This window comes from Cryobacterium sp. TMT2-18-2, assembly GCF_004402245.1.
In the GTDB taxonomy this organism is placed as follows: domain Bacteria; phylum Actinomycetota; class Actinomycetes; order Actinomycetales; family Microbacteriaceae; genus Cryobacterium; species Cryobacterium sandaracinum.
Genome location: NZ_SOFU01000002.1, coordinates 1 through 23,258 on the forward strand (window position 1 = coordinate 1; position 23,258 = coordinate 23,258).

21 protein-coding genes, 1 tRNA gene and 1 pseudogene are annotated in these 23,258 nt (G+C 65.9%); 13 read left to right on the plus strand and 10 right to left on the minus strand.

Features of this window, described 5'->3' with window-relative positions; translation table 11 throughout:
• Nucleotides 1-949 (minus strand): annotated as a pseudogene (locus E3O22_RS00085) (IS3 family transposase); the annotation flags it as partial.
• Between the two features lie 56 nt (nt 950-1,005).
• Between E3O22_RS00085 and E3O22_RS00090 the strand changes: the two are divergent.
• From E3O22_RS00090 to E3O22_RS00100, 3 genes are all read left to right on the plus strand, one after another.
• The gene (locus E3O22_RS00090; RefSeq protein WP_255570034.1) at nt 1,006-1,440 is read left to right on the plus strand and encodes a HipA domain-containing protein; all 435 of its coding nucleotides are present in this window, start codon (nt 1,006-1,008) and stop codon (nt 1,438-1,440) included.
• 380 nt (nt 1,441-1,820) lie between these two features.
• Entirely contained in the window at nt 1,821-2,783 is a 963-nt protein-coding gene (locus tag E3O22_RS00095) for a serine protease (protein ID WP_134395858.1), read from the plus strand.
• Nucleotides 2,784-3,748: 965 nt separating this feature from the next.
• The gene (locus E3O22_RS00100; protein WP_134395859.1) at nt 3,749-3,943 is read left to right on the plus strand and encodes a three-helix bundle dimerization domain-containing protein; all 195 of its coding nucleotides are present in this window, start codon (nt 3,749-3,751) and stop codon (nt 3,941-3,943) included.
• A gap of 48 nt (nt 3,944-3,991) precedes the next feature.
• Here E3O22_RS00100 and E3O22_RS00105 read toward each other — a convergent pair whose 3' ends face one another.
• Nucleotides 3,992-4,459, minus strand: a complete 468-nt coding sequence (locus E3O22_RS00105) for a nitroreductase/quinone reductase family protein (protein ID WP_198410541.1) — start codon at nt 4,457-4,459, stop codon at nt 3,992-3,994.
• Between the two features lie 344 nt (nt 4,460-4,803).
• On the opposite strand from E3O22_RS00105, the gene E3O22_RS00110 reads away from it, so the two are divergent.
• Together E3O22_RS00110 and E3O22_RS00115 are read left to right on the plus strand one after the other, a co-directional pair.
• Nucleotides 4,804-5,205, plus strand: coding sequence for a VOC family protein (locus tag E3O22_RS00110; RefSeq protein WP_134395863.1), 402 nt, complete (start codon nt 4,804-4,806; stop codon nt 5,203-5,205).
• 799 nt (nt 5,206-6,004) lie between these two features.
• Nucleotides 6,005-6,412 (plus strand): hypothetical protein, encoded by a 408-nt coding sequence (locus E3O22_RS00115; protein WP_134395865.1) that lies wholly within the window; start codon nt 6,005-6,007, stop codon nt 6,410-6,412.
• Between the two features lie 412 nt (nt 6,413-6,824).
• On the opposite strand, the gene E3O22_RS00120 is transcribed toward E3O22_RS00115, so the two are convergent.
• Nucleotides 6,825-7,490 carry a hypothetical protein gene (locus E3O22_RS00120; protein ID WP_134395866.1) on the minus strand — a complete coding sequence of 222 codons (666 nt, stop codon included), beginning with the start codon at nt 7,488-7,490 and terminating at the stop codon, nt 6,825-6,827.
• Between the two features lie 229 nt (nt 7,491-7,719).
• On the opposite strand from E3O22_RS00120, the gene E3O22_RS00125 reads away from it, so the two are divergent.
• Together E3O22_RS00125 and E3O22_RS00130 are read left to right on the plus strand one after the other, a co-directional pair.
• Complete coding sequence (locus E3O22_RS00125; RefSeq protein WP_104101874.1) at nt 7,720-8,409, plus strand: phosphoribosyltransferase; 690 nt, start codon at nt 7,720-7,722, stop codon at nt 8,407-8,409.
• A 58-nt stretch (nt 8,410-8,467) separates the two neighbouring features.
• Nucleotides 8,468-10,234, plus strand: coding sequence for a bifunctional 3'-5' exonuclease/DNA polymerase (locus tag E3O22_RS00130; RefSeq protein WP_241976449.1), 1,767 nt, complete (start codon nt 8,468-8,470; stop codon nt 10,232-10,234).
• 51 nt (nt 10,235-10,285) lie between these two features.
• Here the strand turns inward: E3O22_RS00130 and E3O22_RS00135 are convergent, their stop codons facing one another.
• Nucleotides 10,286-10,870 carry a PadR family transcriptional regulator gene (locus tag E3O22_RS00135; protein WP_166784511.1) on the minus strand — a complete coding sequence of 195 codons (585 nt, stop codon included), beginning with the start codon at nt 10,868-10,870 and terminating at the stop codon, nt 10,286-10,288.
• A 232-nt stretch (nt 10,871-11,102) separates the two neighbouring features.
• Between E3O22_RS00135 and E3O22_RS00140 the strand changes: the two genes are divergently transcribed.
• Both E3O22_RS00140 and E3O22_RS00145 read left to right on the plus strand, forming a co-directional pair.
• Complete coding sequence (locus E3O22_RS00140) at nt 11,103-11,624, plus strand: DUF3145 domain-containing protein (protein ID WP_134395872.1); 522 nt, start codon at nt 11,103-11,105, stop codon at nt 11,622-11,624.
• Nucleotides 11,625-12,080: 456 nt separating this feature from the next.
• Complete coding sequence (locus E3O22_RS00145; protein ID WP_370448441.1) at nt 12,081-13,139, plus strand: IS30 family transposase; 1,059 nt, start codon at nt 12,081-12,083, stop codon at nt 13,137-13,139.
• A gap of 83 nt (nt 13,140-13,222) precedes the next feature.
• On the opposite strand, the gene E3O22_RS00150 is transcribed toward E3O22_RS00145, so the two are convergent.
• The 6 genes from E3O22_RS00150 to aceE all read right to left on the minus strand — a co-directional run bounded on the left by E3O22_RS00150 (nt 13,223) and on the right by aceE (nt 20,851).
• Nucleotides 13,223-14,458: a beta-ketoacyl synthase gene (locus tag E3O22_RS00150; RefSeq protein ID WP_134395873.1), complete on the minus strand. Its 1,236-nt coding sequence runs from the start codon at nt 14,456-14,458 to the stop codon at nt 13,223-13,225.
• Nucleotides 14,459-14,548: 90 nt separating this feature from the next.
• Nucleotides 14,549-14,797, minus strand: a complete 249-nt coding sequence (locus tag E3O22_RS00155; protein WP_134363808.1) for an acyl carrier protein — start codon at nt 14,795-14,797, stop codon at nt 14,549-14,551.
• Nucleotides 14,798-14,861: 64 nt separating this feature from the next.
• On the minus strand, nt 14,862-15,866 hold the full coding sequence (locus tag E3O22_RS00160; RefSeq protein ID WP_104171087.1) for a beta-ketoacyl-ACP synthase III: 1,005 nt from the start codon (nt 15,864-15,866) through the stop codon (nt 14,862-14,864).
• 12 nt (nt 15,867-15,878) lie between these two features.
• Nucleotides 15,879-16,805: an ACP S-malonyltransferase gene (locus E3O22_RS00165; RefSeq protein WP_134395874.1), complete on the minus strand. Its 927-nt coding sequence runs from the start codon at nt 16,803-16,805 to the stop codon at nt 15,879-15,881.
• A 105-nt stretch (nt 16,806-16,910) separates the two neighbouring features.
• Nucleotides 16,911-18,116, minus strand: a complete 1,206-nt coding sequence (locus E3O22_RS00170; protein ID WP_104101895.1) for a CdaR family transcriptional regulator — start codon at nt 18,114-18,116, stop codon at nt 16,911-16,913.
• Between the two features lie 8 nt (nt 18,117-18,124).
• The gene (gene aceE, locus E3O22_RS00175; RefSeq protein WP_134395875.1) at nt 18,125-20,851 is read right to left on the minus strand and encodes a pyruvate dehydrogenase (acetyl-transferring), homodimeric type; all 2,727 of its coding nucleotides are present in this window, start codon (nt 20,849-20,851) and stop codon (nt 18,125-18,127) included.
• A gap of 256 nt (nt 20,852-21,107) precedes the next feature.
• Here aceE and E3O22_RS00180 point away from each other — a divergent pair, with 256 nt between their 5' ends.
• From E3O22_RS00180 to mtnN, 4 genes are all read left to right on the plus strand, one after another.
• Complete coding sequence (locus E3O22_RS00180; RefSeq protein ID WP_134395876.1) at nt 21,108-21,575, plus strand: peroxiredoxin; 468 nt, start codon at nt 21,108-21,110, stop codon at nt 21,573-21,575.
• A gap of 71 nt (nt 21,576-21,646) precedes the next feature.
• Nucleotides 21,647-21,719 (plus strand) — tRNA-Val (locus E3O22_RS00185).
• Between the two features lie 74 nt (nt 21,720-21,793).
• Nucleotides 21,794-22,261: an S-ribosylhomocysteine lyase gene (locus tag E3O22_RS00190; protein ID WP_134395877.1), complete on the plus strand. Its 468-nt coding sequence runs from the start codon at nt 21,794-21,796 to the stop codon at nt 22,259-22,261.
• Nucleotides 22,258-22,983 (plus strand): 5'-methylthioadenosine/S-adenosylhomocysteine nucleosidase, encoded by a 726-nt coding sequence (mtnN, locus tag E3O22_RS00195; RefSeq protein WP_134395878.1) that lies wholly within the window; start codon nt 22,258-22,260, stop codon nt 22,981-22,983. The genes E3O22_RS00190 and mtnN overlap by 4 nt, the downstream gene beginning before the upstream one ends.
• Nucleotides 22,984-23,258 lie beyond the last annotated feature (275 nt).

Genomic DNA, 23,258 nt, shown 5'->3' on the forward strand with positions numbered 1-23,258 from the left:
GCGTTGTCACCGCATGCGCCGACGCGGCCCATCGACCCGGTGATGCCGTTGTTCTTCAGCACCCGCAGGAACGCGTTGGAGCGGAACTGGGAGCCTCGGTCCGAGTGCAGGATCGTGCCGTCGATGGTGCGCTGGCCGATCGCGTTCCGGGCGGCGGCGGCGGCCAGGGACGCCTTCATCCTGGAGTCGATCGAGTAGCCGACGATCTTGTTCGAGTAGACGTCTTTGATCGCGCAGAGGTAGATCTTGCCCTCGTCCGTGCGGTGTTCGGTGATGTCGGTGAGCCAGAGCTGGTTCGGGCGTGTCGCGGTGAATTTCCGTTTGACGTGGTCGTCATGGACGGGCGGCCCGGCCTTGCGTGTGAGGCCGCGTTTCTTCGCGAACACGGACCAGAGTCGTTGCTGCGAGCACAACCGCCAGACCCGGTTCTCACCCGCGGTGAGGCCGGCCTGGCCGAGCTCGTCGGAGATGAACCGGTAGCCGAAGGCGGGGTCGTCTCGGTGGATATCCCAGGCGGCGTTGGTGAGACGGGCGTCGACCCAGTCGCGCTGGGAGATGGGGTCGCGCTTCCACTGGTAGAACGCTTGTTTGGAGAAGCGCAACACCCGGCAGGTCACCGTGACGGGGACACCGTCGACGGCCAGTTCACGGACCAGCGGGTAGATCATTTTGGGTTGACGTCCCGGGACAGATACGCGACAGCCCGGCGCATGACCTCAGCTTCCTACTCGAGCAGCCGGATGCGTTTCTTGGCATCCCGCAGTTCCGCGGACTCCTTCTCGGTCACGCCCGGCTTGACGCCTTCCTCGACGTCGGCTTTCTTCAGCCAATTCGCCAGGCAGGACTCCGAGATCCCGAAGTCATTCGCGATCTGATTCAGCGGGGCTTCGTGCTTCCGGGCGACCGCGACAACGTCGCGGCGGAACTCGGGTGGGTAGGGCTTGGGCATGTTGACATCCTTCCAGCGAAGACGAATCTCCACAGGTTAGGAGTCTTGCTCTGACGCTGGCCAGCCGGGCAGGCATTCGAACGCCGCGCACCGAATTGATGAGTGTCGCAGGTCGGAACGTGCTGCTGCTCAACAGGTTCGATAGAGTCGGGGATCGTCGCATCGGATATGTGAGCGCTATGACGATGCTCGAAGCAGTTGACGGTGAGCACCGCAGCTACTTGGAAATCGCCGAGGTCATTGAGCAGTCCTCCTCAGCTGCGACGCGTGACCTTCGCGAGCTGTGGCGCCGGATCGCGTTCTCAATCCTGATCTCTAACACCGACGACCATCTCAGAAACCACGGGTTCCTCCGGTCGGACACCACANAACCAAACCGGGGCAGCCCTGAACTCCATTCGAAAGCTGGCGACGCGTCACCCGATCGATGTGAATGTACCGAGGTACAGCACGAGTACACACCGTCGCGGGCGGGAGCATCCCAGCCCTAACGATTCCCTGACGGGCTCGCCCGGAAACCTAACGACTTTGCCCCTAGGGGCAGCGCTCCGGTGTTCCAAAGTCATGCTGCACTGTGCCGCGGCGCGTCGAGCAGTGCGCCACAATGCCTATCGTCGACTGCCCCGGCTGACGTGGCTTGTGCGAACAGTACGCGGACGGCGACACGGCCCTCACGAAACCGTGTCCCCTCAAGGGCCGACTAGTGGCGTGGTCCAGAAAGGGGCCAGTGTTGAATCACGCTTGAACGGGGGGTGCAATGCGCAATTCACAGAGGTCTTCGGGATCGACGGCGTTTTCACGTCGTCCTGTTCACTCGCGATACCACCGGCGATAGGTCCGGCGGATTCCATCGATAACTGGAGTGAAGACTATGAACAGAAGCAGAATCAGGTCCGGTGCCCTTGCGGCCCTCGCCATCAGTGCTCTATTCGTGACGGGCGGCCTCGTGGCGTCCGGATCAGCCGGTGCATCTGCCGCGACGCAATCCACGGATGTCGATAGGTGGGTCGTTCCCGAGACCCAACAGGGGGGCGAATACTGGACGGCAGAGCGGATGAGGACCGCCACCCCTGGCGATGTACTGGTCGTCGACAACGTGGCATCCGCTGGCCGAAGTGACGTCGAGGTGGGGCAAGAGAAGAAGGTCACGAAGCAGTCCCGCAATCCCAAGGTCACACCAACGGCGACTCAGCAGACACCCGTGGACCACATCGGCAAGGTGTTCTTCACGCTCGGCGGGAGCGACTACGTCTGCTCGGGTAACGCCATCTCCGCGGCCAACGAGAGCACCGTTGCGACAGCCGGACACTGCGTGAACGAGGGCCCGGGGGCATTCGCCTCCCGACTGGTCTTCGTTCCGGCCTACGAGAACGGCGCCGCACCTTTCGGACAGTGGAACGCGACGGAGCTCTACGCTCCGACCCAATGGACGTCGGGCGGCGACATCACCTATGACACCGGATTCGCGATCGTCTCTTCCCCCACGGGTGTGACCCTGAGCGACACGGTCGGCGCATCGGGCGTGGCTTTCAATGACGGCAGAGGACTCACCTACTCGGCCTTCGGCTACCCGGCGGCGGCACCGTTCACGGGCAACACCCTGCAGTCCTGCTCCGGCACCGCCACGGACGACCCATACGCCCAGTCCGAATCGCAGGGCATCCCCTGCGACATGACCGGTGGTTCATCCGGCGGCCCCTGGTTCATCGGCAGCGGCTCGGCCGGCTATCAGAACTCGGTCAACAGTTTCGGCTACAACAACGTCGCGAACACCATGTTCGGGCCGTACTGGGGATCGGTCATCGAGAGCGCCTATGCTGCCGCCGCCGCCTGAACCTGACCGGCCTGACGAACCCTGCCCCGCATCCGTTGCGCACGAGAATCTGACCGCGGGCCCGTCCGACGCCGAATGGGACGAAGACCGGATGCGCGCGGCGCGACCACGAGCGATCCGTCTCAACCCGGACGGCACTCGCGATTCGGGTGAAGTACCGGGACCGCCGGAACCGACGGACGTACAGTAGAACCACCTGCGGGACAGCACCGGCAAGTTGGTGGTCCGCCGCATACCGCGGTATGTGGCGGACCACCGTCCTGCCATCCGGGTCGAGGCCACGGGGACAGCCAGGGAGCCGATCGCAACCTCTCACCCCGTTCCGCAGCGGTGACAGGGATCGGGAACCGTCGAGGATCATTGACTACTGAGGTTCGGGGAACGGCTCGAAGACCGCCCGCTCGATGAGGCGGTGCGCATCGAGGGTCGCAAGGAGCACCCACGAGGGTGGCGTCGGCACGAGGGTATCGACAACCGTTTGAGCAAGGATGCGGCCAGGACCCACGAGGAGCTGTCGGCGAGGGTTGTCAGAGCGTTCGTCTGCGACGTGGTGAGGGGTGCCTGGGTGTAGGGAGTGCGGTTCGTGTCGGACCGGAACAGGGATGGGTAGTCCCCGGTGGCCACGGATGCGCAGTGATCGGGTTGGCGAGATCAGGCTTTCGTCGATCCCGTCAACTGAGTGCCCAACCACGCTGCCAACGAAGGCCGGGGCGGCAGCGACAATCGTTGGACCCCAGCAAATCTCGGCCTGGATTTCGCTCGCCCCCGCTCGATCGCGATGGACGCAAGGCCCGCACTCAAGGTTGTCCTTGTGTAGATCCCATGACTTCATCGTGCACCTCGACCGGGAGATGCGTAATTCCCATTCCAGGCTGGTCGCTGACGAAAGCGATGGGCGGAGTGCGCAACTTTCGCTGACAGCAATGCCTTGATAGGCAGCTCCCGACGGTGGGACACTGGAAGTTGTGAACCTCAACGATGAACTGCAGGCCGTCGAAAAAGTGGTGGATCGACTCACGAAACGATTCCCAAATGTGCCACGGTCGAGCGTCGAAAGAGCCGTCCGCGAGGAGCATCAGAACTTCTCCGGCCACCCGATACGTGACTTTGTTCCCGTTCTCGTCGAACACGGGGTCAAGGAACGCTTACGCAAACGGTGAACCACGGTTCAGCGGGATAGTGCGCGACCACCAGTGGTCCGTTGCGCTTTACTGGACATCCCGGATCATGAACACTGGGAAATCGGCTGCTATGGTTTCGAATGTCGAGACCGGCTCCGACTGATCGACCGGAATGTGCGGTCGGGCGCCGGGTGCTTGCGCCAGGTAGGACTTGATAATCGGTGCGCGGGCATCCGCTCGAACCTCTTCGAGCAGCACCCGTCGCCTGCGCCCCGCGTAAATGACGGCGCTCCCATTCGCGGCCCGCACATTGCGCACCCACCGCGAGCCCTGGCCCAGCATCGAAACCACGTACTCTCTGCCTTCGTAGCGGGCCACCACGAGCGGCAGGGTGAGCAGGGTGTGCGACTTCGGATTGACGGTCTCGAGGCTTACCGCGCCGTGGCCAACGATACCGAGCGAGAACACCATCGCGCTGATTCGGTTCAGGAAACGCGCCCACCGGTTCGGGCGCCCGCCGGCGTACATGCGCCGTAACGAGTCTTCACGGATCATGTCGGGTCGCCGCTGATCTTGAAGTGGGTGTTGTGCACGAATTTTGGCATGAGTGGTGTGCCTCTCTCGTTTTCCGACTGACACCAACGTTGCGGCTGTGTCGCTCGGGCGAGCTGACAGTACCATCGCATCACGGCGCGACCATTGTCAGTGAGTATCCGATTCCGTAACCGTAGGGGACGGAACACCGTCGCCGTTCTTGACGACGTGCACCAATGCCAGGGCGCGACCGCGGCCCCGGTCGATGTCCTATTTCAGCGAAACGACGATCACCAGCTCGATCAGACAACGAACAATCGCGACGCTCTTGCGATCGGTGGTAGGTCGATCTGTATGCTTTGCAAATGACGGCGCCGCAGATCTATGTCACTTTTCCCGGTACAGCGCGCGAAGCACTCCGCTTTTATGCGGATGTTTTCAGTGGAGTGCTCACCCTGCATACCTACGAGGATTTCGGTCGCAGTGACGGCCCGCCCCGCAACATAGCTCACGGAGTGCTCGAGGGCGTAGTTGTATTGATGGGATCCGATGCAGCCGCAGGCGAAAAAAGTATTCGGCTCGATGGCGTCAAGCTCTCATTGCTGGGCGCCGCCGAACCGAAAATCCTCCACGAGTGGTTCGATAAACTCGCGATTGGCGGCCAGATCGTTGACTACCTTGCCCCAAAGCCTTGGGGTGCTTCGGATGGCCAAGTCATCGACCGTCATGGACTGCACTGGCTCATCGGATACGAACTCGGGCAATGAGCGGCACACAACGCTCGATCGTGGGGAGCTCCACCGTGCTTTCCCCCTGTCGCCCTTTTGGAAAGCCCCGAAGCGGATGCCGTGCCCGGCCCGTCCGCGCCGGCCGGACCGATCCCGGCCCGACGTGCTCGCCGTCAGAGACTTGATCAGCAACGGCGGCCAACAGAAAGTCCTGATCACCGCACCGGCTGTCCGCGAGTGCTCACCCGCATGTGGGCGTCGAAGTCGGGCAACTTATTGCATCGGGTGCACCCCGTATTTCGCCTCAAGCGTGGCATCCGTCACAATCTCCAGCGCGGACATGCCGCGACCGGTCTGGCAGCGCGTCACGCCGGGTCAGCGAAGTACCCCAAAACAAAGCTGCCGAAGTTCACCTGAACCACCCCTGTTACGCTGACAACGAGTCGTCCTGACTCGAGCCGACCGACTGAACCGGCATCGGTAGCGGCCAAGTACGGATGACTGTGCCAGCTACAACTGAGTATCTGTCTAGAAAGTGAGTGCGGGCCGGAGGGTTCGTCCACGCGGCTACATCTGGCCGTGAGTCCACCGATCAAGGTGCGCCGAGGATCGCGTACCCCGCCGCATCGCATTTGGGTGCGGTGTCACAGGCAACCGCGGTCAGTTCTGCCGACATCGCCGCGACGACGGAGCTCTCCGAATGCACCGGTTTGCATCACGAGCAGCTCAGCGTCTACTCCGCCATAGCCACAAAAACCGTCCATGATCGAGCGGAGAGCACCCTCAGTGACGCCGGAACGGTGATCACGGCCATGGCGAACACGGTGGATCCGACCCTTTGGCGTCATCCGTTGCCGCGCTCGGGGACTACAGGTCATTGGAGACGGACACCGTCAACGAGCTCACCGAACAGGCTCAGGCTCAGGCGGCCGCCCAGGCCGTGGCCGCTGATGCGGCGCGCGATTCTGCTCCCGCTGTTGAGTCCCAGCCCGTCGCCGGTGGCAACACGCCGGCCGAGGCGAAAGCGACGGCCCGGGCGATGGCAGCCTCGCAATACGGCTGGGGCGAGTCCGAGTTCTCCTGCCTCGTACAGCTCTGGAACACGGAGTCTGGCTGGTCGTACACGGCCAACAACCCCAGCGGCGCCACTGGAATCCCGCAGGCCCTGCCCGGGAGCAAGATGGCCTCGGCGGGATCCGACTGGGTCACGAACGCGACGACGCAGATCTCCTGGGATCTCGGCTAGATCAAGGCCGGGTACGCCACCCCGTGCGAGCCTGGGCGCATTCCGTGACCAACAACTGATAGTGACCGCACCTGACCTGACCAGGCCGGGGCAACGGATTCGGGGGGTGAGCCGCAGGTCGAGGTGGACGGTCATGCTCCAGGCTGCTCCACAGTCGAACGGGTGGAAGGCTTGACGTACGTTGAGCGAGCCAGGCCCCCGCACGCTGCTGACTCTGGCGAGCGGCCTCACCCAGGTCCCACAGATTCTCCCGGGTGACGGAGACAGTCGGGCATCACCTCCCTATGCGGGACGCCTGCACCGGAGTGCCAACCAGCAGTGACGCCGGCGTACCGCACACCGCCCCGGCCACGGTAGGCGTTCCTCATCGACATCAGGCTGACCCGGTCGGCGCCAAAAAAACCCGTGCGAGTCAGCCGAGTGCTCCCGGCCGTCTGCGTGCAATGAAGAACGGTCGCACCGACACCAGGTAGTAGGCGACGAGCGCGGCCAGCAACCCCGATGCGGATGCCCCGACGGCGACGCCCCAGAGCAGCCGGGGCCCGTTGCCGGGCACGATCACGCCGGTGATGTCGGCGTTCGCGGGCGGCTCCGTAGACATCATCGCCGGAGTCGGCGTGCTGGTGTTCTCCGGCTCGGTGGTCGTTCTTGCGCGCTCGCCTGGAGCGGGAGCGGAGGTCGGGGCTGGATCCACGTTCTTGGCAGGTGGGGCTTCCGACGGTGCCGCCGCCGTCGCCGACGGTGCAACGACAGCCGGCGTGGACTGTGGCCCGGCCGAGGGGGCCGGCTCTGCCGGGGGAGTGGTGGCGGGTTCCTCAGGTGCTGGCGAGGGGAACTTGGTCGGAGTGAGAGTGGGAGGGGGCGGCGGAGTCGGTGTCGGTCCGGGGGTGGTTTCACCCTCGGTCAGGGCCACACACTGTGTCTCCCCGTCGACATCGACGATCGGCACGGTTTCGCCCGGGCACTCGTCGGCGGAGACGCGCGTCGCACTCGGCATCACGGTGCCGAGCGTCAGCAGGAGAGCGATCCCGGCCGTGAGCCCGGTCGCGGCAATCAGGGTGGTGAGTCGTCGATACACAGCTGATCCAGGTTCCGTTCGATGGTGCCGTCAGTGTTCTGGTTGAACCGAGTCTGCCCTCGGTCCCCGGACGCGTCCAGTGCCCGGGACCACCGAAGTGGCATGTGTGCCCGTCAGTTCGAATCGGGTCGCCGCGCCTGAGCCCCGGGCGGCCCTCGACAAAGCCGAGGGTCGGCGGCAGAATCGGACGAGGCGGACCCGCAGGAGGTATTCGCCGGGTGGGAGCCTCATGTTCACGAATCGGAGCGAGGCCGGCCGACTGCTGGCCGAACCATTGATCGAACGACTGACCGAGCTTGAGGCGCACGACCCGGTGGTCTACGCCCTCCCGCGGGGCGGTGTGCCTGTGGCGATCGAGGTCGCTCGGCGCCTGCATGCCCCGCTGGACCTCATCCTGGTGCGCAAGATCGGGGCCCCGGGCTATCCGGAGGTCGCGATGGGGGCGGTCGTCGACGGTGCTAGTCCGCAGGCGATCGTCAATGAGGACGTGTTCGCCGCCACCGGGGGCGACTCGATGGGTTTGGCCCGGGCCCGCCGTCGCGAGCTGGCCGAAATCGCACGACGTCGCACCCTCTACCTCAATGACCGCCCGCAGATCAGTCCGCGGGGCCGTGTCGCCGTCGTCGTGGACGACGGCCTCGCGACGGGAGCCACGGCCAAGGCAGCCCTCGCGGCCCTGAAAGGGCAGGGCGCCGCACTCACGGTGCTCGCGGTCCCGGTCGCACCCGCCGAGCTGCTCGGGGAGATGCGGCAGTATGCGGATGTCATCGTCGTGCTGCACGCCCCGCAGGAGTTGTGGGCAATCGGGCCCTTTTACACCGACTTCCACCAACTCTCAGACAACGAGACCGTCGCCCTGCTGCAGGAGGCGTGGGCTGAGGCTGACGCCACTCCACCGACAGACGGCCGGACGAACTGACGGTCATATGACGGATGCTTTTCCCGCCGGCACGGTCCCGAAGCGGCAGAATGGGCAGGTGCACCTTCTGGCGAGTCGAACGGGAAACGGGGAGATCCTCGTGCTGTCGCTCGACGCCGAGGGCAACGTCGCGGGGCCAGCACTCCGTTTGCCTTCACACGAATTTCCCGGCTATGTGCTCGGTCAGGAGCGAGACCGGCCCCGTTGGGTGTGGGAGGACACGGCCCGCATCTACCCGCTGCTCCTGGCGGCCGGAATCAGGGTGCAGCGCGCCCACGACTTGCGCCTGTGCCACGCGATCCTGCGCCAGTCGTCGCTGACCCAGGCAAGCGCGCTGGCCCGGGCGGAGCCGAGCCGCTGGGATCGGGCGGTGGCCTTCGAACCGGCCGCGTCCGCATCCGGGGTGACACTCTTCGACCTGTTCGACAGCGACGGTGACAGCGCCGCCGGCAGCGACACCGAGACCGCCGCCGACGGCGTGACCGGCCGCGACGCCGGCAGCGCGGCCGCCGGGTTCGGTACGCAGGCGGAATACCGGCGCCAGCTCGACGCGGTCCGCGCCTCTGCGGAGCCCGGCCGCCTCCGCCTGCTGCTCGCCGCGGAATCGGCCGGGGCGCTGATCGCCGCCGAGATGCAGTTCGCCGGCCTGCCGTGGCGCACCGACGTGCACGACGCTCTGCTGACCCGCGAACTCGGCCCCCGCGTCGCCCCGGGCATCCGGCCCGAACGCCTCGAAAACCTCGCTCGGCGCATCCGTGACGCTGTTGGCGAACCCGGTCTCAACCCCGACTCCCAGCCCGACCTGATGCGGGCACTGCAGAAGGTCGGCCTGAAGGTGACGTCCACCCGCGCCTGGGAGCTCAAGGAGCTCACCCACCCTGTGATCGATCCGCTGCTCGAATACAAGAAGCTGGCCCGGCTGCTCAGCGCGAACGGCTGGTATTGGATGGACACCTGGATCGTCGACGGCCGGTTCCATCCCGAGTACATCCCCGGCGGGGTGGTGACGGGCCGCTGGGCCACTCGGGGCGGGGGAGCCCTGCAGCTGCCCAAACAGGTGCGCGGCGCAGTCGTCGCCGATGCGGGCTGGAAGCTCGTGGTCGCGGACGCCGCGCAGCTCGAGCCGCGTATCCTCGCCGCCCTATCGGCCGACACGGCCATGGCCCAGGCCGGCCGGGGAACGGACCTGTACGCCGGGATCGTCGCCGGGGGCGTTTTGGAGACCCGCGACCACGCCAAGGTGGCCATGCTCGGGGCCATGTACGGCGCCACTAAAGGGGAGAGCGGGCGCCTTCTGCCCCGGCTCGCGAAGGCCTTTCCGAGGGCACTGGCCCTCACCGAGACGGCCGCACGCGCCGGGGAACGCGGCGAGAGCGTGACGACACGGCTTGGACGTTCATCCCCACGGCCCGGGGAACGCTGGCTGGCCACCCAGGCCAAGGCCTACGACCCCGGGGCAACGGATGCCGACGAGCGCCGGGCCCGCAGTCAGGCGCGAGACTGGGGCCGCTTCACCCGCAATTTCATCGTTCAGGGCAGCGCCGCGGAATGGGCGCTGTGCTGGATGGCGGAGGTGCGGCGGGAACTGCGAATGCTGCCCCAGGGGGCCCAGGGTGCCTCCGGGTCGGAATTCGACCGGGCCCCGCACCTGGTTTTCTTCCTGCACGACGAGGTCATGGTGCACACGCCCGCCGCGCTGGCCGATACCGTCGAGGAAATCATCCGGCGGGCGGCGGATAACGCCGGCCGGCACTTGTTCGGCGATTTCCCGGTCGATTTCCTGCTCACCGTCGCGACGGTCGACAGCTACGCGCAGGCGAAGTAGGTGCGACCACCGCAGGGGCGACGGCAGCTTCGACGGTGCGTGTCGCCCAGGTCAGGCGACGGATGCCGGTCGTCGCCCGCGCTTCGGCCGCACGTCGTTCAGACCCTGCCGAAAATTCGCGGCGTGGCCGTCCTCGAGCAGCGCGTCGACGTCCCGAAGCCAGTCCAGCGCAGCGGCGGACAGCGCGACCCGGGCGGCGCCCGCCAAGCGCTCCGCGCCCGTGGCCGCGGTGGCCAGGGTCGCAGTCTCGGTGCGTGACTGCCACTGCCGGCGGTACCGGGCAACGATGCCGCGCGCATCGATGCCCAGCACCTGAGGATCAGGGAGGGAGACGGCGATCAGGACCCGGTCGACCAGGTCGCTCCACTCGTTGCCGGGAGCGCTCTCGGTATCGGCCAGCCAGTGGAGCGCCTCGGCCTGGCCGAGAGCGGTGATTCGGTACAGTGGCAGGCCGTCTGCGGTGCTGCCGGCCGATTCAACGGCTGCCTGTTTCACCAACCGCTCTAGAGTGCCGTAGATCTGCCCGACGTTGACCGCCCGCCGACCGGCCGTTCGAGACTCCAACTCGCCATGAAGCTGGAAGCCATAGGCCGGACCGATCGTAAGGATCGCCAACAGGCAGCTGCGAACAGACATGGGACCTCCGGTGGCCAAGGCATGACCATACGTAGTATAGCGAACGGAGATCCGGTCCCGGCTCGAGTCTTGTGATCGCAGGGGTCGTTGAGGCATAATTCATGGATGCAGCGCCTGCGCGGTGCGTCGACCGTTGGTCATAGGTTCACCGTTCTCGATAAGTTCACAGCACGCCGCATTGTTTCGTTCAGAGGTCGTTGGGGAAGACGCACCTCACAGAACGGGAGAAACGATGGTGGCTACACACGCTCGGCAGGAAGCGACTGCGCGCGGCTTCATTTACGTGCATTCTTCGCCTCGCGCTCTGAGCGCCCATGTGGAGTGGGCCGTGGGTCGCGCCCTGGGCGTGCCCGTCAGTTTCGACTGGTCTGAGCAGCCCGTGCTCCGCGGAGCGCAGCGGGCCGAGTACCAGTGGGAAGGCGCCTGCGGTACGGGGGCGCGGCTCGCGTCGGCGCTCCGCGGGTGGGAACACCTTCGCTTCGAGGTCACCGAAGACGCCGGTTTCGGCGCCGATGGGGCGCGCTGGCTGCACACCCCCGACCTGGGCATCTTCTTCGCCCAGACCGACACGGCCGGTAACGTCGTTATCCCGGAGGACCGGCTGCGCCACGCCATGGACCTGGCCGGGGCGAACGCGCTGGAGCTCCACCGGCAGCTCCGCATCGCGCTCGGGCAGGCCTGGGACGACGAGCTCGAACCGTTCCGGCACGTCGGCGATTTCAACTCTGTCGTGTGGTTGCACCAGACGGGCTGACGTGCTGCGCACAGTCCCTCCCGAACACGGAACGGCCCCGACCGGTGCCTTAGGTTCTAGCGGTCGTTGCAACACCCCGTCTTTCTGGGAGTTGCAACGACCGTGTCTTCGTTAACGAGTGGAAACCCGTCTTCGGGTAGGAAAAAGAGGATCAAGAGGACGTATAGGCAGCAGGATGTTGATGCGTTCTTCTTGGTGTTCGAGCGGCTGGGATCGAAGGCGGCCGCTGCTGCCGAGCTGGGGTTCAATCCGCGCACGGCAGCCCGGTGGGGCCGGGTGAAAGGTGTGGGCGGGCGAGCACCCCACCCGGGCCCGGACGAGTACTCGAAGCTGCGTGCCTCGGGCGTTCACCGGGCCGAAGCCGCACGCCGGATCGGTGTGAATTCCCGCACCGCCCAGGACTGGGACCTCGGAATCCGACACGTGAGTAACAAGCGCATTCGCCCGGATGGGCGCGTGATCGACTACACAAGTGGAATGGCCACGCTTCTTCCTGCGGTGCCGGCGGCGCTGGAGCAGCCGATCAACGCCCGCTACCTGTCTTTGTCAGAACGGGAAACGATCCGGGACATGCTGGCCTCCGGCTCGTCATTGCGAACCATCAGCGCCGCGTTGCGCCGGGCGCCGTCGACGATCAGTCGGGAGATCGCCCTCAACACCGTGCCGGTCCATGGTTACCTGCCGTATGCGGCGCATCGCGCCGCGGCGGCCCGGCGGCCCCGGCCCAAAGACCGCAAGCTGCAAACGACCCCGCGGTTGCGCGCTTACGTGACGAGTAAGTTGAGGATTCACTGGTCACCGGAACAAATCAGTCACACTCTGGTCAAGACTTATCCTGATGATCTGGAGACGCGAGTGACCCACGAGACGATCTACCAGGCCCTGTATCTCCAGGGCCGTGGTGGGCTGCGCCGCGAAATGGCCGCGACACTGCGCACCGGCCGAGCACGGCGAAAACCCCAGAACACCGGAGAAGCCCGCCGGCCTCGCTTCGCCGACGAGATGGTCATGATCTCCGAGCGTCCCGCCGAAGTCGAAGACCGGGCGGTGCCCGGCCACTGGGAAGGCGACCTGATCACCGGAGCATCCAACCAGAGCGCGATCGGGACCCTGGTCGAACGAACCACCCGCTACGTGATGCTGCTGCATCTGCCCCACGACCACACCGCCGAGTCCGTCCGCGACGCACTGGTCACCACGATGGGCACCTTGCCCGAGCACCTGCGCGGGTCACTGACCTGGGACCAGGGCGCCGAAATGGCTGCCCACAAATCGTTCAAGATCGCCACCGACATCGACGTCCATTTCTGCGACCCGGCCAGCCCCTGGCAGCGCGGCTCGAACGAGAACACCAACGGGCTCCTGCGCCAGTACTTCCCCAAAGGAACCGACCTGAGCACCTACGGCCCCGAAGACCTCGGACACGTCGCCCAGGAGCTCAACGGCCGCCCACGCAAAACGCTCGACTGGGATATCCCAGCCGAGCGTTTACGTGATCTACTTCACAGCACCTAAACCATCAGGTGTTGCAACGACCGCTAGAAACCGCCTGCTGGTCGGGGCCTTTCCGGTGCTGACGGGTCTTCCGCCGGGTGGAGCTAGACCGACCGGAACGCCACGACGGCGTTGTGACCGCCGAAACCGAACGAGTTGCTGATGGCCAGCAGATCGCCGGAAGGCAACGTGCGCGGCATGGTCACGACGTCGAGCGGGATGCTCGGATCCTGGTGCAGCAGGTTGATGGTCGGCGGGGCCATGCGCTCGGCCAGAGCGAGAACCGTGAACAGGGCCTCAATCGCCCCGGCACCACCGAGGAGGTGACCGGTGGAAGCCTTGGTCGCCGACACCGGGATCCCGTCGAGCAGGTCACCGAACACGCGGCGGAGTGCGTTGTACTCGGCGATGTCCCCAACCGGAGTGCTGGTCGCATGCGCGTTGATGTGCGAAACATCCGCCAGGCTCGCGCCGGCATTCCTGATCGCGGTGATCATCGCGCGGGCCGCAGCCGTGCCCTCGGGGTCTGGAGCGGTGATGTGGTACGCGTCACTGGTCACGGCACCACCAAGGAGCTCGGCGTAGATGCGTGCGCCGCGGGCCTTGGCGTGTTCTTCCGTCTCGACGACGAGCGCCGCGGCACCCTCACCGAGAACGAAGCCGTCCCGGGTGATGTCGTAGGGGCGCGACGCTGTGGCCGGGTCGTCGTTGCGCTTGGACAAGGCCTGCATGGCAGCGAAGGATGCGATCGGAAGCGGGTGGATTGCGGCCTCGGAGCCACCGGCGATGACGATGTCGGCGAGCCCGGCCTGCAGGCGGTTGTAGGCGTTCACGAGAGACTCGGTGCTCGAGGCGCACGCGGACACAACCGTGGTGATTCCGGCCCGGGCGTGCAGGTCCATTCCGATGGCCGCTCCCGGGCCGTTCGGCATGAGCATGGGCACGGTCATCGGCAGCACGCGGCGCGGACCGCGTTCGCGGAGGGTGTCCCATGCGTCGAGAAGGGTCCAGACTCCACCGATTCCGGTCGCCCAATCGACGGCCAGCCGTTCGGGGTCTGCTTCGGGGGAGCCGGCATCCGCCCAGGCTTCACGCCCGGCAATCAACGCGAACTGGCTGGAGGGGTCGAGACGCTTCGTCTCGTGTCGGGCCAGAACGTCGACGGATGGAACCCTGGCCTGGGCGGCGAAGGTCACCGGGAGCTGAGTCCGGGCCACCCATTCGTGGTCTAGCGTGCTCGTCCCCGATTCGGCGGCGAGCAGGGCCGACCAGCTGTCGGCGGCCGTGCCGCCGAGAGGGGAGGTCGCACCGATGCCGGTGATAACGATTTTTTTGGTCATAACGTTAACTCTCCGTAAGGCGTGCAAACGTGGGCATCACCCACAGATCAGGCCGGTCGGCAGATGCCGACCGGCCTGTTCATTTGTGGACTAGACCTGAGCCTTGACGATGAAGTCGACAGCGTCACCGACGGACTTGAGGTTCTTGACCTCTTCGTCGGGGATCTTGACGTCGAACTTTTCTTCGGCGTTGACGACGATGGTCATCATCGAGATGGAATCGATGTCCAGATCATCGGTGAATGACTTCCCCATCTCAACCGTGTCGGTCGCGATGCCAGTCTCGTCGTTGATGAGTTCGGCCAGGCCGGCAAGAACTTCTTCGGTGGACAATGCCATGTTATTTCTCCTTGGGGGTGTCTCGTATGACCGAGATTCAGTTTAGAGGGGAGTTGAGTGAAATCTAGGGAAGCACGACGACCTGCGCGCCGAACACCAGTCCTGCTCCGAAGCCGATCTGGAGGGCGAGGCCTCCGCTGAGCTCGGGGTGCTCTTCCAGGAGGCGGTGGGTGGCCAACGGGATCGACGCCGACGAGGTGTTCCCGGTGGTGGCGACATCGCGGGCGATGACGACCGAGTCGGGAAGCTTCAGTTGCTTGGCGAACTCGTCGATGATGCGCATATTGGCCTGGTGCGGAATGAAAGCGGCGAGCTGGTCGCTCTCGATTCCCGCGACCTGGAGAGCCTCCTTGGCCACCTTCGCCATGTTCCAGACGGCCCAGCGGAAAACCGTCTGGCCTTCCTGGCGCAGGGTGGGCCATTCGGATTCTCCGCGGCGGTATTCCTGCAGGGTGTGATTCATGGTGATGGCATCGGCCTTGGACCCGTCGGATCCCCACACGGTGGGGGCGATCCCCGGGAAGTCGCTCGGGCCGATGACGACGGCGCCGGCGCCGTCGCCGAGGAGGAACGAGATGCTGCGGTCCGTAGGGTCGACGAGGTCGGACAGCTTCTCGGCGCCGATGACGAGCGCGTAGTGGGCGGTGCCCGTACGGATCAACGAATCGGCTTGCGCTACGGCGTAGGTGTATCCGGCGCAGGCGGCGTTGACGTCGTAGGCGGCGGCGGGGTTGGCGCCGACCCGATCGGCGACCACGGCGGCAATGGACGGTGTCTGCCGGCCGTTGCTGATCGTGGCCACGATGACGGCGTCGATCAGGTGTGGCTGGATGCCGGACCTCTCAATGGCTTCGCGGGCGGCATCCGTCGCAAGGTCGACGGCCTGGATGTCCTGGCTCGCTCGGGTGCGGGTGATGATGCCGGTGCGCTGCTGGATCCATTCATCGGACGAATCGATCGGACCGACCAGGTCGTCGTTGGGCACGACCAGGTCCCCGCGGGCGGCGCCGATCGAGAGAATCCGGGTGTATTGGGGACCGTGCGACTGCTGAAGTGTTGGCTTGGACATATTCTCTTTCGGTCAGACTAGGTTCTGCGGGTCGATCAGGTCGAACGCAGCGGGCAGGTCGTCCGGCGTCCTGATCGCTACGCTGGGCACGCCCTTGAGGGCTCGTTTGGCGAGGCCGACAAGCGCCCCGGCCGGTGCGACCTCGATGATTCCGGTCACGCCGGCATCCGCGAACGATCGCATGCACATATCCCACCGTACCGGCGAGGACACCTGATCAACCAGTAACTCCACGAACCGGGCACCGTTGGACACCGCGCTGCCGTCCCGGTTCGTCCAGATCGAAAGCGTGGGATCGGCGGGGGCGAGTAGCGCGGAGACACGGGTGAGGTGCTTCACCGCCGGCTGCATATACCGCGTGTGGAATGCACCGGCCACCTGCAGAGGGATCACCCGGGTGCGCGGATTGGGGTTCTTGCCGAGAGCGGCCAAAGCCGCGAGGGAGCCGGCGACGACGATCTGGCCGCCGCCGTTGAAATTGGCTGGCGCGAGGTCGAGTTCGTCGAGGCGGGCCAGGAGTTCGGTCTCATCGCCGCCCAGCACGGCGCTCATGCCGGAGGGTTCCAGCGCCGCGGCCTCGGCCATGGCGGTGCCGCGTTCGCGCACGAAACGCACGGCGTCCGCCGCGCTGAGGATGCCGGCGCCGGCTGCGGCGGTGATCTCGCCCACCGAGTGACCGGCGATACCGGAGATGCGCTCCCGCCGGCCGTCGGCGAGGAGTGCGTTCAACGTGAGGAGTCCGGCGGCCACGATCAGCGGCTGGGCGATCCGGGTATCCCGAATGGTGTCGGCGTCGCTCACGGTGCCGTGGCGCTTCAGATCGATTCCGCAGGCCGCGGAGATCTCGTCCAGGCCGGCGGCGAAGGTGGGGTTCCGAAGCCAGGGCTCGAGGAAACCGGGGGTTTGGGAGCCCTGACCGGGGCAGACGACAACAATCATTGATCCAGTCTCCCAACCTCGTATGTTGCGGGCATGTCGGAGATCCACCAACTATTCGAGGAGTGTTTGTCGAATCTCGCTAGTTTGGCACCTCTGACGCCGCAATTAACGCCGGCGTGTTGACCCGTCGTGATCGCTGATCGACCCGATGATCAGGGCCGCCTGCAGGATGAGGGCCTCACGGGCGCCCGTGGCGTCGTAGCCGATGACCTCTGACACCCGCTTCAGGCGGTAGCGCACGGTGTTCGGGTGCACGAACAGTTCCCGGGCGGTGGCTTCCAGGGAGCGACCGTTGTCCAGGTAGCACCAGAGCGTGGTGAGCAGCTCAGTCGAATGCGCTTGCAGCGGGCGGTAAATCCGGTGGATCAGCGTGGCGCGGGCAAGCGGATCGCCGGCCAGCGCCCGCTCGGGAAGCAGATCATCCGCCTGTACAGGGCGTGGGGCGTTGCGCCAGGAGCGCGCCACGGCGAAGCCGGCCAAGGCGGCCTTAGCGCTCTTGGACGCGTCGACCAGATTCGGTACTTCGTGGCCGAGCACCAGGTGGCCGGCGCCGAAGCTCGGCTCGAGCTGCACCGCTATCTCCATGAAGCTGAGGGCGGAGGCCGTGCCAATCGCGTCATCCGTCTCGGTCGGCGACGGGTGCGCTCGGCCGATGACCAGGACGAGCCGGTTGCCCTGCACCCCGATCAGAACGTCGGCGGCCATGTGGCGGGCCGAGCGACGCAGCTGGTCGACGTCGAGCATCTTGGGCGTCGTGCCCACGAGCACGCAGACCTCGCCGTGCCCGTGCCAGCCCAGGGCTGCGATCCGGCTGGGCAGTTCGTCGTCGTACTCGCCGCTCAGGATCGAGTCGACGACCAGGGCCTCGAGGCGTACATCCCAGAGGCCACGTGCCTCGGCTGCCCGGGCATAGACATCCGCCGCGCCGAAGGCGATTTCGCGGGAATACAGCAGGATGGCCTCCCGCAGGATTTCCCCGCCGTCTTTAACCCGCTCCTCCACCACCTCGACGGTGACGCGGATCAGCTGCAGGGTCTGCTGCAGGCTGATTGAGCGCAGCAGTTCTCGCGGGGCGGCACCGAAGACGTCGGCGGCGATCCAGGGGGTGGACCGCGGGTCGTCAAACCACGAGATGAACGACGTGATCCCGGCCTGGGCGACCAGACCCACGGCGGAACGCCGCCCGGGCGGCATATCGCCGTACCAGGGCAACGTGTCCTCGAGACGCTTCAGCGTCGCCGTGGAAAGCTCGCCGGATATCGTTCGCAGCCAGCTGAGCGTCTGTTCTTTTGTCTTCGGTGTGGGTGCCACGGGGGCTGTTAGCTCTCGCCCCCGGCGGAACCGGTGGTACCCGCCGTTACGTCGTGCAACCGGTACTTCGCGATCGCCTGGCCGACGACGCTGCGGTCGACCTCGCCTCGGCGAGCGAGAAGTTCGAGTGCGCGCACCACCATCGACGGTCCGTCGATCTTGAAGTAGCGGCGGGCCGCCGGGCGGGTGTCCGAGAAGCCGAACCCGTCGGCGCCGAGGGTCGCGAAGTCGCCGGGCACGAACTGCCGGATCTGATCGGGCACCGCATGCATGAAGTCGGTGACGGCGATGAACGGTCCGGCGGTGCCGGCCAGCTTCTCCGTCACATACGGGATCTGCGGCGCGTCGTCCGGGTAGAGGAAGTTGTGTTCCTCGACCGCGATGCCATCACGACGCAGTTCGGCCCAGGAGGTGACCGACCAGACGTCGGCGGACACTCCCCAGTCCTCGGCCAAAAGGGCCTGGGCCTCGAGTGCCCAGGGCACGGAGACGCCTGAGGCCAACAGCTGCGCCTTCGGACCGGACACATCGGACGCGCTGACTCGGTGGATGCCGCGCACGATGCCGTCCACGTCCACGTCGTCGGGCTCGCGCGGCTGCACCTGCGGCTCGTTGTAGACCGTGATGTAGTACATGACGTTGGGGTCGGCGTGCGTTCCGCCGTACATCCGCTCGAGTCCCGACCGCACGATGTGCCCGATCTCGTAGCCGTAGGCCGGGTCGTACGAGACCACGGCGGGGTTCGTCGAGGCCAGCAACGGCGAGTGGCCGTCGGCGTGCTGCAGGCCTTCACCGGTCAGGGTGGTGCGTCCGGCGGTGGCGCCGATCATGAACCCGCGGGTCATCTGATCGCCCGCGGCCCACATGGCGTCGCCCGTGCGCTGGAAGCCGAACATCGAGTAGAAGACGTAGATCGGGATGAGCGGCTCACCCTGCGTTGCGTAGGAGGTGCCCACGTTGGTGAAGGCAGCCATCGCGCCGGCTTCGTTGATGCCCACGTGCAGGATCTGGCCCTGCGGGCTCTCCTTATACGCCAAAAGCTGCGCGTGGTCGACCGAGGTGTACTGCTGGCCGCTGGGGTTGTAGATCTTGGCGTTCGGGAAGAACGCGTCGATGCCGAAGGTGCGAGCCTCGTCCGGGATGATCGGCACGATGCGGTGTCCGAAGTCCTTGGCACGCAGCAGTTCCTTGAGCAGCCGCACGAAGGCCATCGTGGTCGCGATCTCCTGCGTGCCGGAACCCTTCTTGGTGGGGGCGTAGGTCGCGTCGTCCGGCAGGGTGATCTGCGTGTACTTGCTGCGACGCTCCGGCACGTACCCGCCGAGCGCGCGGCGGCGCTCATGCAGGTACTGGATCGCCTCATCGTTTTCGTCCGGCTTGAAGTACGGGGGGAGGTAGAGGTTCTCCTCGAGCTGGGCATCCGTGATCGGCATGTGGGTGCTGTCGCGGAACGTCTTGAGGTTGTCGAGGGTGAACTTCTTCATCTGGTGGGTCGCGTTGCGGCCCTCGAAGCTCGGGCCGAGGGCGTAGCCCTTGACCGTCTTCGCCAGGATGACGGTCGGCTGGCCCTTGTGCTCGGATGCGGCCTTGAATGCCGCGTAAACCTTGCGGTAGTCGTGGCCACCGCGCTTGAGGTTCCAGATGTCGTCGTCGGTGTAACCCTCGACGAGCTTGAGCGCGCGAGGGTCGCGGCCGAAGAAGTGCTCGCGCACGTACGCGCCGCTCTCGGCCTTGTACGTCTGGTAGTCGCCGTCGGGGGTGGCGTTCATCAGGTCGCGCAGGGCGCCATCGGTATCGCGGGAGAGCAACTCGTCCCACTCGCGACCCCAGACGACCTTGATGACGTTCCAGCCGGCGCCGCGGAAGAAGCTTTCCAGTTCCTGGATGATCTTGCCGTTGCCGCGTACCGGGCCGTCGAGGCGCTGGAGGTTGCAGTTGACGATGAAGTTGAGGTTGTCCAGACCCTCGTTGGCGGCAACCTGCAGCTGCCCACGGCTCTCGACCTCATCCATCTCGCCGTCGCCGAGAAACGCCCAGACCTGCTGGTCGCTGGCGTCCTTGATCCCGCGGTTGGTGAGGTACCGGTTGGTTTGCGCCTGGTAGATGGCGTTGATCGGGCCGAGTCCCATGGAGACCGTCGGGAACTGCCAAAATTCCGGCATCAGTCGCGGGTGCGGGTAGGAGGACAGCCCGTTAGGGCCGTGGGACTTCTCCTGGCGGAATCCGTCGAGCTGGTCGGTGCTCAGGCGGCCCTCGAGGAAGGCCCGCGCGTAGGTTCCGGGGGAGGCGTGGCCCTGGATGAAGATCTGGTCTCCGCCGCCCGGGTGGTCCTGGCCGCGGAAGAAGTGGTTGAAGCCGACCTCGTACAGGGCAGCGGAGGATGCATAGGTCGAGATGTGGCCGCCGACGGAGATGCCGGGGCGCTGAGCACGGTGCACGAGAACGGCGGCGTTCCAGCGAATCCAGGCGCGGTAGCGGCGCTCGATGTCTTCGTCGCCGGGGAAGTCGGGTTCATTGCCGGCCGCGATGGTGTTGATGTAGTCCGTGGTCGGCACCATGGGCACGCCGAGGTGCAGTTCCTTGGAGCGTTTCAGGAGCGTCAGCATGATCTCCCGACCACGCTGGTGACCGTTAGCGGATACGAGCGCGTCCAGCGATGCCGACCATTCGGCGGATTCCTCCGGGTCCGCATCCGTGCTGTTAACCGAATACGGGTCCTGGTCGTTGACAGTCACACTCGACCTCTCTCTGTTGGGCAGACCATCGAAGCGAACCTGCCAAGTTAGCGGTGCCGGATGACGGTCGGATCACGACCGACGGCACCACGCAAGCCTACAGATTATGCCTTCGGTTTGTGTGCGGCCGGTGAGCGTCGTTCGGGCCGGGAATCGAGGGTCCCTCGGGACGATCATCTTGGTTCCGGCAGAAGGCGGGGCTAGGCTGTGGCGTCGCCTTGCACCGTTCCCGTGGGCGCACGAAAGGAAGCGCTCCATGGCGTTGGAAAATGACACCCAGGCTCCTGATTTCGAGCTCTTCAACCAGTTCGGCGAGCGGGTGCAGCTCAGCGAGTTCCGCGGGAAGAAGTCGGTCGCCCTGGTCTTCTTTCCCCTGGCGTTCTCCGGAATCTGCAGCGGCGAGTTGTGCGAGCTGCGGGACAACCTGTCCTTGTTCGCCGCCAATGAGGTGGAACTGCTCGGCATCTCGGTCGATTCCCGTCATGCCCTGCGTGCCTGGGGGGAACAGGAACGGTACACCTTCGACCTCCTGGCCGACTTCTGGCCGCATGGTGCGGTCGCGAAGGAATACGGCGTGTTCCTTGAGGAAAAGGGCTTCGCGAACCGGGCCACTTTCCTGATCGACCCTGAGGGGATCATCCGGGCCAGCTTCATCACCGCGCCGGGCGAGCCCCGGTCGCTGGAGGCCTACCGGGCCGCGATCGGCGAACTCCAGCCGGCCTGAACCCGGCCGCGGTCCACCCGGCAGGCAGAATCTGTATGATGGGCTAAGGCCTTCACCGGCCGTTGCGTCAGGGGCCTTTAGCTCAGTTGGTAGAGCGCCACGTTTACACCGTGGATGTCATCGGTTCGAGCCCGGTAGGGCCCACACATAACCCCCCTGATCACGTCCGTTGCGAACGAGCCCCAGCCGAGTGCCACGACAGTATTCAGGGAGAGCACGTGAATCAGCCACGCATGAACGTCGAATCGTTCAACCTCGATCACCGCACGGTCGTCGCACCCTATGTGCGCTTGGCCGATACCAAGATGCTGCCACAGGGGGACACCATCGTGAAGTATGACGTGCGCTTCACCCAGCCCAACGTCCTTCACCTGGAGATGCCGGCAGTGCACTCGATCGAGCACCTTTTCGCCGAGCATTCCCGCAACCATTCCACCCGAGTCATCGACTTCTCGCCGATGGGCTGCCAGACCGGTTTCTACCTGATTCTGCAGGGGCAGCCGGAGTACGCCGAGGTACTCGGGCTGATCGAGGCCACCATGACCGACATCCTCGGCGCCACCGAGGTGCCCGCCGCCAACGAGGTTCAGTGCGGGTGGGGAGCCAACCACTCGTTGGCAGCCGCCCAGGACGCCGTGAAGGTCTTCCTGGCCGCCCGCGGCGCCTGGGCCACCGTCACCGCATGACGACCGTCGACGCGATCATTCTGGTCGCGATGGAGGAGGAGGCCGCTCCGTTCCTGGCGGTGGCCACCGCTTCCGCGCCGCCGGTCGCCACCGGTAGGGCCCGCCGGCACCGCCTCACCCTGGCCGGGTGTGAAGTGCTGCTGGTGCAGGGCGGCATCGGACTGGTCAACGCGGCCGGTGCGACGACATCCGCACTCCTGTGTGCGCGCGCCGAGGACCCCGAGGCGTCGCCGCTGGTGATCAGCGCGGGTTCGGCCGGCGGGGTGGGCGCCCAGGTGCGAGTGGGCGAGGTGGTCATCGGGAGCGAATACCTCAACAGCGACGCTGATGCACGCGCCTTCGGGTACGCGCTCGGCCAGGTGCCCGGTATGCCGGCTCGCTACGAGGGAGCGACTGCGGCGCTGCGCGGCGCCGAATCCGCTGCCCGGATGCCCGACGGATCGGCGCTGGTCGTGCGCCGCGGGCTGCTGGTCTCCAGCGACGCCTTCGTGAGCGTGGAGCGCGCAGAGAGCCTCCGCGTGCTGTTCCCCGGGGTTCTCGCCACCGACATGGAATCCGTGGGCGCTGCTCAAACCTGCTTCGCGCACGGCGTACCGTTCGTGGCGGTCCGCGGCATCTCCGACCTGTGCGGACCGATTGTCGATCATCTCACCCACATTGACGACGCGGCCGACCGCTCGGCCGCGGTCGTGCTGGAGATGCTTCGCAGGCTCGCCGACTGACTCGGCCTACGCCCCATCCGGTCGTCACCGATCCCCGGGGCGTACACAGGTCGGGCGCAGGTTCTTCACTCAAACTGCGGAGCCGGGTTCTGCGCAATGCGGGAAACGCCGAGATTTGTGGAAGCCGATGCCCGCCGCGGAAAAATCGTCGCTCTTCTGCGGAGCCGAGAGGTCGTGAAGGCACCGTGCACACTCACGCGCGAGCGACTTCAATGCGAGCAATTTCGACCCGAGTAACGGATGCCATGGGGAGTGATCGTCGTCATGTCCCGGTC